General features: G+C 64.1%; 10 protein-coding genes and 1 pseudogene. 9 read left to right on the plus strand and 2 right to left on the minus strand.

Going from position 1 to position 11903, the window contains the following annotated elements:
• Window positions 1–14: 14 nt before the first annotated feature.
• The 7 genes from VIM54_RS00715 (at window position 15) to VIM54_RS00745 (ending at window position 6340) form a co-directional block, all read left to right on the plus strand.
• Window positions 15–566: a hypothetical protein gene (locus VIM54_RS00715; RefSeq protein ID WP_331898292.1), complete on the plus strand. Its 552-nt coding sequence runs from the start codon at window positions 15–17 to the stop codon at window positions 564–566.
• Window positions 563–1453, plus strand: coding sequence for a hypothetical protein (locus VIM54_RS00720; RefSeq protein WP_331898294.1), 891 nt, complete (start codon window positions 563–565; stop codon window positions 1451–1453). Before VIM54_RS00715 ends, VIM54_RS00720 begins: the two co-directional genes overlap by 4 nt.
• A complete protein-coding gene (locus VIM54_RS00725; protein WP_331898296.1) occupies window positions 1434–3197 on the plus strand; it encodes a hypothetical protein in 1764 nt (587 codons plus the stop codon). The genes VIM54_RS00720 and VIM54_RS00725 overlap by 20 nt, the downstream gene beginning before the upstream one ends.
• Window positions 3198–3256: 59 nt before the next feature.
• Window positions 3257–3745 (plus strand): hypothetical protein, encoded by a 489-nt coding sequence (locus VIM54_RS00730; protein WP_331898297.1) that lies wholly within the window; start codon window positions 3257–3259, stop codon window positions 3743–3745.
• 162 nt (window positions 3746–3907) lie between these two features.
• Window positions 3908–4444 carry a hypothetical protein gene (locus VIM54_RS00735; protein ID WP_331898299.1) on the plus strand — a complete coding sequence of 179 codons (537 nt, stop codon included), beginning with the start codon at window positions 3908–3910 and terminating at the stop codon, window positions 4442–4444.
• Between the two features lie 275 nt (window positions 4445–4719).
• Window positions 4720–5250 carry a hypothetical protein gene (locus tag VIM54_RS00740; protein ID WP_331898301.1) on the plus strand — a complete coding sequence of 177 codons (531 nt, stop codon included), beginning with the start codon at window positions 4720–4722 and terminating at the stop codon, window positions 5248–5250.
• 724 nt (window positions 5251–5974) lie between these two features.
• On the plus strand, window positions 5975–6340 hold the full coding sequence (locus VIM54_RS00745) for an AAA family ATPase (RefSeq protein WP_331898303.1): 366 nt from the start codon (window positions 5975–5977) through the stop codon (window positions 6338–6340).
• Window positions 6341–6513: 173 nt separating this feature from the next.
• On the opposite strand, the pseudogene VIM54_RS00750 reads toward VIM54_RS00745, so the two are convergent.
• Window positions 6514–7338, minus strand: a pseudogene (locus VIM54_RS00750) (transposase); the annotation flags it as partial.
• A gap of 105 nt (window positions 7339–7443) precedes the next feature.
• Here VIM54_RS00750 and VIM54_RS00755 point away from each other — a divergent pair.
• Together VIM54_RS00755 and VIM54_RS00760 are read left to right on the plus strand one after the other, a co-directional pair.
• Complete coding sequence (locus VIM54_RS00755; protein ID WP_331898305.1) at window positions 7444–7854, plus strand: hypothetical protein; 411 nt, start codon at window positions 7444–7446, stop codon at window positions 7852–7854.
• A gap of 344 nt (window positions 7855–8198) precedes the next feature.
• Entirely contained in the window at window positions 8199–8408 is a 210-nt protein-coding gene (locus VIM54_RS00760) for a hypothetical protein (RefSeq protein WP_331898307.1), read from the plus strand.
• Between the two features lie 53 nt (window positions 8409–8461).
• Here VIM54_RS00760 and VIM54_RS00765 read toward each other — a convergent pair whose 3' ends face one another.
• Window positions 8462–11614 carry a beta-phosphoglucomutase family hydrolase gene (locus VIM54_RS00765; RefSeq protein ID WP_331898309.1) on the minus strand — a complete coding sequence of 1051 codons (3153 nt, stop codon included), beginning with the start codon at window positions 11612–11614 and terminating at the stop codon, window positions 8462–8464.
• Window positions 11615–11903 lie beyond the last annotated feature (289 nt).

Raw genomic sequence — 11903 nt, forward strand, 5'->3', positions numbered from 1 at the left:
TGATGTACGGAGAGATGAGCCAGTTGCGGGCGCGCGCGTCCGTCTTGCGCGGCAACGGAGATGAGGTGCGGGCGCGCGCCAAGTCGCTCCTGGCGCAGGCGGAGTCCATGTCGTGGTCCTCCAGCGCCGGAGACGCCCTCCGTGCGAAGGTCCGCGGGCTCGCGCTCGACCTGGGCAGCCAGGCGCAGGTCCTCGATGATGCCGCAGCGGCCCTGGAAGCACACGCTCGCGCTGTCGACGAGACGAAGGCTGCAATCGCGACGGCGCAAAAATTGGTTACCGACGCCTGGAATGGTGCCGCACATGTCGCGTCTAACGCCGTGGAGGTCGTCAAAGACGTCGTGCACACGGCGGTCACCGGTTTCATGCGGGTCCTCACCGCTGTTGCCGGCGGCGACCCCACTAAGGTGCATGTCGCCGTCTTCACCCTCGGCGGGCACGAGATTGCCCGCGAGCAGGTCCATCAGGCGAAGACGGTCGTCGGCGCGGTGCCCGCCCTGCCGCAGGCCGGATCGAAAGACTGGCTCGACCTGTCCCAGACCTTTCGAGCACGAGGATGGCAGTGAGCGCCGCCAGCACCACAGCTGGAGTGAGCCGGTTTGAGCTCACCCTCGACGAGTTGAGCCTGCTCAGGGAGCACATCCCGGGGCTCGTGCTGCCCTCGTTCATCCAGTCGAACGCCGTCCCGGACGAGGGCGCGGCGTTCGCGGCGATGCGAAAACGCGAGCTGGTCGGTGAGGCGACCATCGCATCCGAAGTGGACTGGACCGCGACGATAGCGCCCGCCGTGAAACTCGCCCTCGCGCTACAGATGTCGGGCGACTTTATCTTCCAGGTCACCGCCTGGACTGACACGGAGGTGACCGCCCACTCGTCTACAGTGACTGGGGGCGTAGCCTCAGGCCTGACCGCCGCAAGCGCGCGCCAGAACGCGCAGGCGCCCCTTGCCCCTGCTGGCATCGTTCTGACTCTCGCTCCCGTCGCCGTATTGTCGAAGTCGCTCGCGGAGCTGCTGCCGAGCACAGCCGGGGCGCCAGTCGCGCCAAGCAGCGGGCCGCTGACTGTCGGACTGGTCGAATCCCGCGCTCTCGTCGCGGCGATCCGTGCCGGCGACCCGCGCGTGATCGACGCCGTTGCCGCCGACATCCACGCTGCGGATGCCCAAACGGTGTTCAGCCAGCTCGCCGGGCCCATCACGGCGGGATTCCGAGTGAAGGTGTTCACACTGTCCGGCGGATGCGTTTACTCCGGCGACTGGTTTCTCGGTGCCAACGGTTGGCTGAAGATTTCCGTCGCCGCGTCGCCGGCCCCGAACGCTTCAGTCACGGCCCAATCCGTCACCGACGGCGGCAGCGTCACGATCAGTGCTGTTACCGCGAAGAGCATCGAGGTCGAGCTCCTCAGCCTCGTCTCAGAAGGGGTCCGCGACAACTATGTCGAACGACAAGCCTGACAACAACCCCTCGGTAGTTGACGCCGCCGTCAGCGGCTACAACGACGTGGCGGACTCCGCGACGAGCGGCGGCGAGAAACTTGCCCAAACTGCACAGAACACAGTCAGCGCGGTGAATCACGACGTGGCACAGAACACCGCCGTAGCGGGCCGCAGTTACGCCACCGCTGGCCGGAACCTGTCCGTCACCTTCGGCGAGGTCGAGGCGATGACGGCGGCCATCCAAGGCCTCAACCGCTTCGTCGTGCCGCTGATCGGTACCGTTGGCTCCGTCGCGACGGACCCCGACCTGGTCGCCTCCCTTATCCTGTCCCCGATCACCGGCGCGAATGCCGAAGCCGCAGCGCTGAACGCGGCCGCGCGCCTCAGCGCGAACCTGGTCGTCACCGAGGGACTCGCCTTGATCACCGCCTCCGTCGTCACCACCTACCAGCTCGCCGACAGCGCGCTCAGCAGCGCCGCCGCGACCCTCCGTGCCGATGTCAGGATCACCGGCTCTGCTCTCGGCGGGCTCTCCACCGTCAGCGGCTCGTTTGTCTTGGCGGAGGGCCAAACAGCAGGATCGATACTCGGCGGCGTCTGGGGCGTCACCACCGCCACCGTCGACCTCGTGGGCTCGGCGATAACCCTTCCGCCGCTCATTGCCGGAATCATCTTCGCGGGGATCGGCGCACTGACATCCGGCATACTCACCGAGGCAGGCGGAAGCATCCGCGACGCCGCAGGCAAATCTCTCACCAACAACCCGTGGGACATCGTCGGCCTGTTCTCGGCAGTAGCAGCCGCGCCATTCTCCTGGAACGACGCCTGGGCCAACACCGCCGGTGACTTCCAAGGCATCCTCGGCGCCACCGGCTCCTCCTACGACGACATCCTCGGACTGCTTATCCACGACGGCCACACCCGCGGCATGTTCCGCGATGGAGACGCACATCTTGGCGGATCGGGGCTTTCGGAAGGGATAATCGAGAACCGAGCAAGAACTGCCGCCGGGCAATCCGGTAACGAGATCTATGGTTCGAAAAACGCCTTGAACCTTGACCCAAAGTTTCACATTTTGCCCAACGACGTCGCATCGATGCTCGCCGGATCTGCGCAAATTGATCGAGTGGGACTAGGTGGTGCCTCGGTCATTCGAATCGTTGAGAGCACTCACGCAGATGGCCAGAACTCGTACATAGTTCAAATCCCCAGCACGCAATCGTGGATGCCAATTGCTGGCTCGATCCCAAACGATGTGACTTCTGATCTTTACGCGATGCGGTACGGTGACCAGACGGCGCTTGCTCATGCAGTTTTCGACGCGATGAGCAAGGCCGGTATTGCAACCGGTCCAGGTGCGCCGCCGGTAATGCTCACCGGATTCAGTTTGGGAGGAATCACGGCTGGCGCCATGGCGGCGGACCCTCACGGGTACAACATCCAACAGGTTGTCACAGCGGGAGCGCCGATCGGCGGGATGGACATCCCTTCCACTACACACGTCACGGCGTTCGAAGCCAGACAGGATGCCGTCCCGACCCTGGATGGAACGGCGAACCCATCCTCCTGGACGACTATTCATCAAAATGCATACCGGCTGGCGAACGAAGCCACGCCAATTGCCTCAACACCGCTAAACGCGCACCTCGCGAATAGGTACGCCGTCATGGCAAAGGAGAACCCGGCTGTGAACAACGATCCAGCAATCGGGAAATTCTTCCAAGGCACCCTGACCGTCACTGACCAGTACGCTACTCGATGATGAAACATGCTCTTACAAACTCAGGTTGGCCCCGACGGGCTGTTGCTGCACTGGTCGCTGTGACGCTCGCGGTAGGTCTGGCTGGCTGCGCCGCCGGCGGAGGACAAACTGCTGCTGCCGCGACGCGCCAGGTGAAGGCGATTCCGGGCTCCGCAGCCTCGACGTACGTAGCGTCAGACAGTTCCTACAGCGGGTTCACGAAGGAAAACGGCACCACCGTGCAACTGACGGTCGAACCAGGCTTTCAAATACCGGATCCAGGAAAGCTGGTGGACTTCCTGATTCGACTCGGGTGGTCGGTGAATGACAACAAGCCCAACTCTGAGTTGTTCGTCGTGATCGATTCCGCCGCCCCGATAGACGCGACAGCGGCTGCAAAAGGCGCGGGATGGAAAAGTGCGAGTTCGCTCCCTGATGACTCGACCGGCGTCTTTATCGACCTCAAGGAGGTAGAGAAGCGTCTGGGCGGATGGCCGGGAAAGGTGCCCGCCATGCCTGCCGGGGTGGTTGTGAAGGATCCCGTTTCACCCGATCCTTCGACCCGTTGATCCCCTGCAGGTGTGTGGCCGATTTCGACCTCAAGGTGTTTCACGATGCGGGCATCACCACTACGCCGTCATGGCTAAGGAGAACCCCGACGTGAACAAGGATCCCGCCATCGCGAATTTCTTGCATGGCACATTGACCGTGACCGACTACTACGCTTCTCGATGATGAAACACGTTCAGGGAAAATCACACTGGTCCCACCGCGTTTACCCTGCAATTGTCGCACTGGCGCTCGTGGGCGGCCTCAGCAGTTGCTCATCTGCGCGCGGCGGCCAGACCGCAGGCGCCGCAGCGAGCGAGGTGAAGTCCCTCCCGGGAATCTCGAAGTCGACGGACGTGTATTCGAACAGTTCGTATAGCAGGTTCACGAAAAAGAACGCCACGCTGGTAGTCGTCACGGTGGACCCTGATCATCGCAGCGAGGACACGGAGGAGCTCGTGGAATTCCTGATTCGAGTGGCTTGGTCGGTCAATGATGCCAAGCCGAACATGGAGTTGATGGTCACTGTCAAATCCACCGTCCCAATAGATGCACTCGCTGCGGCGCGAGCCGCCGGATGGACAAGCGCTCATTCTCTCAACAATGAACGGAGCACAGTCTTCGTGGGTCTCAGCGAAGCCAAGAAACGACTCGGCGACTGGCCGGGGAAGGTGCCGGAGACGGATGGGCTGCTCGGGACCGTCACAACGTCGCCGTGACCCGAAACGGTCCCCGGCCCGAGCGCGTACGTTGGTTCTGCTGAAACAGAACAATGGAACGTTCATCTTGGACAACCATCCAGCACGACGCTTATCCGTTCGTGAACGAAAGCGCATCGACAACCTTTTCACCGATGAACGCGCACGACGCGAATCGATACGCTGTCATGGCGAAGGAGAACCCGGGCTTGAGCAATGACCCGGCCATCGCGAAATTCTTCAGCGGAAGTTCTTCGGTGACCGACTTCTATGCCAACCGGTAAGGGGAGAGCCATATGAACCGCAAGAGAACCCCTCGTGGGGCGGTAACCGTCGTCGCTCTGGCTTCCGTGATCGCGCTGACGTTATCCGGGTGCGTCTTTATACACCGGGGTCAGTCCGAGCACGATGCCAGCAAACATATCAAGTCCATACCAGGCCTGGCTTCGGGCGAGGTCTTCGTCAGCAATTCCTACGACGGCTTCCAGAAGGTGACCGGAACGGCAGCGCTCATCACGGTGAAACCGAACTACACGGTGAAGGACCCTGCCGCTTTGGTCGACTATTTGATTCGCGTCGCGTGGTCGGCGAACCAGTCGAAACCGACGGAGGACATACTCGTCACTGTGGAGTCAAGCTCCTCGTTCGATTCTGTCACCGCGGCGAAAAGCGCGGGATGGAGCAGTGCATACTCGCTACCTAACGACCCCACAGCCGTCTCCATCGACCTGAGCGAGCTCAAGAAACGACTCGGCGACTGGCCGGGCAAAGTCCCTGCACCGTCTTCCGCGGTGGCCGCTGCGATTGTGTCCGCACCATCTCAGTAGAAAATCGCTTCCAGGGAACGCAGACCGTGACCGACTACTACCCGGCCCGACGGCGAGGCGCAAGACGACGGGCGCGGATCAAGTGACCCGTGCGATTCGAGGGTTGGCAGTCTAGAGCCGCTTGCGGACCTGTCGCGCCACATCATCGTGCGCACGACGGCTTGTTTGCAGGAATGAATCGTCAACCAGGGCGCTCAACTACTTGCGCTCGACCATTAGCATCGTCCCAGCTTGCTTGCCGAAATTGAAACGGCGACCGAGTTCCGGTCCATTCGGGCGACAATCTCCACCACTGCGCGGATCTCAATTACCTTTCCGGAGGCTGAAGGTGTGACCGTCGGTACCCGGTACCCGGTACCCGGCACCCAGTGCCGTCGTAGAGGGCGATCAGGTCTCCAATTCGGACGTCGGCCCGGGGGTCGATCAGAGCCTTCCATGCCCCAAGTATGCCCTGCAACGCCTGTCGTATTGATCCACGAATGGGAGCTGCTAATTGATCCGGCGAAATCGCTTCAGCGGACTATTCAGGCCGGTCCTCTGACGGCGTGCCTCCCGCTCGGACTTGCTCGAACGCGCATCAGATGTCTCTGTTGGTTCGAGAGAAGGGGCTAACGGCCATTCCTTCTTCGCAAAGACAGTGGTTGGTTTCGTACCTGACGTGAGCTGTCAACTTTCTACCCCGCGCCACAGCGCATGAGGCCCGCTCATCTGACAGGATCAATCTATGTTATGGCGAATAAAGAACTTCAAGGGTGTCGGGACCGCCGAGATTGATATTCGGCCTGGTAAGGCCACAGTGCTCACCGGGGTCAATAGCAGCGGCAAGTCGTCGATCATCCAGTCGCTGCTGCTGATAGCGCAAAGCCTCCAGAATGAGAACAGGGTGGTTCTGAATGGGCCACTTGTGCGGCTCGGCGACGCTCAGGACCTCGTGAGAGAAGGAGCAGAGCAGGGGGCCATCGAGCTGGGCATCGGCCTTGAAGAGGCGACAGGCGAAGATGGCGCAAAAGCAGAGGGCCTCCAAGCCGTATTCGATCTGGTGCCGGCGGATGACCGGTCTACTCTCCGAGCTAGGAGCGTGGGTCAGTAGTCTTGCAAGGCCTTTGGGGCGAGGCGATCGGCTGCAGTGGGGCTGAGTCTGGTCAGGTGAGTTCGAGGTTGCCGGGTTCGTCGCGTTGTGGTGCCGACCGAAAATGGGGCCAGTGCCGCGTCACGCTGTGTCGTGTCCCGCCGGCAGAGGTTTGTGCGCCACCGTCCTGCGCGTTAGATTGCGGGGCGGGCTGTTAGCGCGGCTTGCGCGGCCAGAAGGGCGCGCGTTTGCATGCTGTGGAGTTTCATCAGGTTGTGGCAGGCAGCCGACAGGTCCCACTCGTGCGCTGATTGTTCCAGTCCGCGCGGTAGGACGAATTTCCCTTGCCGGGTGTGGATCTGACCAAATACCGGTTCCACGATCGCTTTGCGCCGGGCATAAACCGTGCGGCCCTTCTTCGTCTTGAGTTTGCGTGCCATGCGTTCTCGGAGCGTCGCATTCGCCGGGATTCGACCCCGGGGAATCTCCGGAACGAGTTCGCCGTGTTTCAGCCGACCGGTCGCGATGAAGAACTCCGTCTGGCCGCTCGTGTTCGTTTCAAGAGTCTTCACATAGTCGAGGTTCGTCGCCGGGCAGTAGCCGGCATCGGCGAGGACTTGTCCTGGCAGGTCGCCCACCGTTTCGTGCAGTTTCTCGACCATGGGGATGACCTGTTCAACATCCACGGCAATATTCGTCAACGTTGTCGCGACGATCACTTGATGGTCCGCATCCACGACCGCCTGCGCGTTGTAGCAGTAGTGAAAGGACCCGTCCGCGGTCTTCATGATCCGTGCGTCCGGGTCGGTGAAGTTGCGTTGAGCTTTCGGAGCGACGACCGCGTTCTTCGCTGCTTCTTCACCCTTCTGGGCGACGTCGGTATCGTCGTCGCCTTTGTCTCGTGCTTTCTTCTCCGCCTCTTTCCGTGCGCGGGCCGCCGCATCAGCCTCCAACGCGGCGCGCGCTTCAGCGAGTTTCACCAGGCGTGACTCCCGCCGGGCGAGCTCCGGCGGCAGTTCATAGACCTCACCCTTCTGCAAGCAGCTACGGGGCTTCGAGTATCGGAGGCCAACGCGATCACATGGGGGCGGCACATCGAGACCGATGAGGACGGCGCTATTCACGTGACGGTCACCAAAGACATCTCGACAACTCATCGCGAGCGACGCGTGCCCGTCCTCGACGACCGGGTCGCTGAGAGATTGCTTACTCGTCAGAATGCTGCCCCGACTCAAGCAGCCCATGTGATCGGCTCACCGGCCGACTCGACGACTAATTGGGATCGCCTCAATTGCGGCGGGGCGGTCGCGAAGCTCTACGTCGAACTGGCCGAGGCTCTCGACATCGAATTGTTGGAAACCGAGCGTACACACGTGTGGCGGGCGACGTTGAACTCACTGCTGCTCGATGAAGCGCCCGAGGTGATTCGAGCGGCCTTCTTCGGACACGACACTGCGGTGAACCGAGGCTCGTATACAGACCTCGCTGATACCTCTCGCATGGTCGCGGCAGCCCGTGGGCTTCGCATCGTTTAGTGGGCTGCAACTCCGCTCAAGACTCCGCTCTAACTCCGGGGACTCTGGGGATCACCCCGGGCCACTCGGAGCTGGCTTGACTACCGAAAAGACTGGTTTATCAGCATAAAAGCACTTCGCTGGCAGGTGTTGTTGGATTTTGCGCTCATAATCCGTCGGTCACGGGTTCAAGTCCCGTCCGCCCCACCACTCATCGTCCGTCCGCTCCGCCGCATGGGCCAAATTGTGCAATCGGGGCCGACGCGTTGGCCCCGATTGCACGCGGTGGCCCCTTTCCGAGGGCGGGAGCGACTTCGACGTGAGTCAACGTCACCGGGCGGCGCCTGAGGGGTACGGCTAGCAGCATGCGAGCCGGCGCCGGAGTCGAGCGGGAAGAGTCGAACGCACGGTCGCGGTCGGCGCCCGAATCGGCAAGGAACCTCGCGATCGACCGGTTCAGGGGCGTGCTCGTCATCCTGATGGTGGGCGGCGACTATGTCGGCGGCGTGCAGATCGTTCCCGCGTCCCTCAAGCACGCCCCTGAGATCGGCTTCATCGTGGCCTACTCGAAGTAGCGCGCAATGGGCGAGGCACGGCGCCCCGCGCCCGACAGCGAATGTGCGAAACTTCACGCCGCGCCGGCTCCGTCGAGCACGTACTCCCTCGACTGCCCCGGCGCCAGCTCGGAGCGATGGCCGTCCACCACCACCGTGATCGCGGGCGCGCCGCTGCTCTCCACCGCGATGGTGAGCAGCGTGTGCGAGAGTTCCAGCCGGAGCTGCTGTGACCGGTAGGTGAAGTCGAACGCGATCGAGTCGATCTCCGGGGGCAGCAGTGGATGCAGCCACAGCATGTCCGAGCGCAGTTCCAGCCCGGTGTAGCAGCGGCCCACCATGTCGATGGAGCCGGCCATGGCGCCGACGTGGATGCCGTCCCTGGTCGACCCGCCCTGAATGTCGGAGAGGTCGCTCTCGAGCGCCCGGGTGAGAAAGTCCCAGGATCGCTCGCGCCGCTGCCGTGCCTCGATCCAGGAGTGCACGACGTTGGAGAGGGTCGAGCCGTAGGTGGACCGCTCGGTGTAGTGGTTCACGGTGCGCACGACCGCCTCGGCGGGGAGGGGATAGCCCATCTCGCCGAGCAGTTCACGCAGTTCCTCGGCGGAGAACAGGTAGAGCAGCATGAGGGCATCCGGCTGTTTGGCTACCTTGTAGCGGTTGGTGCTGTCGCCTTCGGCGTTGAGGATCAGGTCGAGGCGGCCGATCGAGCCGTCGCGGCTTCGGTAACGCTCCCAATCCAGCTCGGCGAGCGTCTCGTAGCCCTCGAATTGGGCAATCACGCCGTCCTCGAGGAACGGCACGGTGAGGCGCCTGCTGATGTCCAGCCAGCGATCGGCCTCCGTCGCGAGAAGTCCCAGCCGGTCCCAGAGCGGTCGGCACGAGCGGCTGGCCAGAAGCGACACGGTGTCGGCGGCTCGGCGCAGCACCCACGCGGCCATCACGTTCGTGTATGCGTTGTTGCGCAGGCCACCGCCCGGCTCGTCAGGGTAGCCGTCGTGAAACTCGTCCGGCCCCATCACTCCACTGATCGAGTAGCGGTCGGCGTCCGGCTCGTGCCTGGCCAGATCCGCGAAGTAGCGGGCCACCTCGATCACGAGCTCGGCACCCTGGTCCACCAGGAAGTTCAGGTCGCCGGTCGACTGGTAGTGCTGCCAGGCGCTGTAGGCGATCCCCAGCCCGACGTGGCGCTGGCGGTAGGAGTTGTCGGGCATCCACTTGCCGGTCAGCGGGTTGTACAGCTCGCGGGGCGTGACCTCCCGACCGTCGATGCCGCTCTGCCAGGGGAACATCGCTCCGCTCAGTCCCTGAGCTCGCGCGGCCGACCTCGCCTCGTCGAGGCGCCGATAACGGTAGCCGAGCAGCGTGCGGCTGAGGTCCGGTCGGCGGAGGGTGAGCGACGGGTAGACGAACAACTCGTCCCAGAACACGTGGCCGCCGTAGCCCTCCCCGTGCAGTCCCCGCGCCGGGACGCCGGCGTCGAGGTCGGCGGTCACGGAGGCGAGGGTCTGCAGGATGTGGAAGGTGTTGAGGTTGAGGGCGAGAGACTGGCGCTCGCCGGAGCGCAGCTCGACCCGGAACTCGTCCCACAAGATTCGCCATGCCCTCTCGTGCGCGGCGAGCAGGGCGTCCGCGCCCGGAGTTCGGCCGAGCAGGGTCGCGGCGGCCTCGGCCGGTGACGCTATCGCGCGGTCCCGGGAGGTGCGCACCACCACGACCTTCTCGATCCGGATGCCGCGCCCGGCGGTCACTGTGAGGTCGAGTTCGTGGGCCACCCAGCCCTCCTCGTCGACCAGGAAGCTGCGGGTGGGAGTCAGTTGCTCGTCCCCGTCGAATGCCCTCGTGCGCGCGGCGGTCGCGATGTGGATGCCGGAACGGATCGTCTCCATCTCGAGCAGGATGCTCTCCGCATCGAGCTCCTGCGTCTTCCTGGCCGCGAGGTGCCGTCGGGTGAGCATGGGCGACCCGGCGGAGTTGCGGTTCGTCACCCGACCGTCGATGGCCGACCGCACGGTGAGCGCTCCGCTCCAGTTCTCCGGTTCGATCGTGGTCTCGATCATCGCCGTGTGCGCGCTGGCCTGGGAGACCAGCCGCCGCGACCGCACGCGGGTGATCCGGCCGTCGTCGTCGCTGAATCGGAGGTCGCGCGTCAGCAGGGCTCGGCGCAGATCAAGCTCCTGCCGGTAGTCGAGGAGTCGCCCGGTCGACGGCTCGAACCAGGCCCCGCCATCCACCCGGAACCACAGGGGCAGCCAGTTGGGAGCGTTCACCATGCTCTCGCTCTCGATGGCGACGCCGTCGCGCTCGCTCGTGACCGTGTTGTAGACGCCGGCGAAATAGGTGCCGGGGTAGTACACGCCGTCGGCATCGGCCTCCGCCGCGGCGCCGCGCGTGCCCCAGTACCCGTTGCCGAGGGTGCACAGCGCCTCGCGGGTGCCCTCCTGCGCCGCGTCGAATCCGTCGTAGCTCAGCATCCACTGGCTCGTGGGGCCATCGCGGCCCACCACGGCGAGGTCCAGTTCGCGCAGGTCGCGCACGACCACGTCGGCGCCGGCGACCAGAAGTGGCGAGTTCGCGGGGGATCGATCCAGTCCCACCACCAGGCCGAAGCCGCCGGCCGCTCCCGCCCGCGCCCCCGAGACCGCGTCCTCGACCACTACTGTGCGGTCCGGTTCCACCGCGAGGGCACGGCACGCCTCGAGAAACAGGGCGGGACTCGGCTTGCCGGCGAGCCGAAGTCGTCGGAGGTCGTTGCCGTCCACGCAGACGTCGAAGAGGTCGGTGACCCCTGCCGCCGCGGCGACACTTGCGGCATTCCGGCTCGATGTGGCGAGTGCGGTGCGGATGCCGCGCCCGCGCACCGCCCGTAGGAATTCGACGGTGCCCGGCACGGTGCTGACCCCGGTCGTCGCGAGTTCCGCCTCGAAGAGGCGCTGCTTTTCGGTCGCGAGGGCGGCGATCGACTCGGCGTCTTCGTCGATGGCCCTCGAGGCGAGGAACTCCCGGATGCCATCCTCCCTCGTGCGGCCGTCGAGGTGACTGCGGTAGTCGGCGTCGTCGAAGGGGCGAGCCGCCGGCGCAAGCCGGGGGAGGGCCGCGTCGAAAAGCTTCTTCCACGCCCTCGCGTGCACGCTCGCGGTGTCGGTGACGACTCCGTCCAGGTCGAGAATGACGGCGTCGAATGGCGACGAGGTTGACCCGTGAGTGGTGCTTCGCCGCTCGCCCATCGTGCCAGTCTTGCGGCCGCCGGGTGGGCGCACCAGTGGCTTTGGTCCCGCCAGCGGAGGCGGGGCGAGCGATGGATTCCTCGACTTGTGCGGGACAAGTGCCTGTCCCCACAACGGGGGACAATTACGCCGAATGGCCCCCGATCAGGGGTACAACCAGCCAACTGTGCGGGTTTTTTCAGCCTTGCTGTGTTTAGCCTGTACTCGGCACCATCCGCCGCGACACCTCCGGTTGACACTCACGTCATGTGGGTCACGCGCGTTGATCGTGTCGTTTCAGTGCAGCAGG

It is taken from the genome of Lacisediminihabitans sp. (genome assembly GCF_036569425.1).
In the GTDB taxonomy this organism is placed as follows: Bacteria; Actinomycetota; Actinomycetes; order Actinomycetales; family Microbacteriaceae; genus Lacisediminihabitans.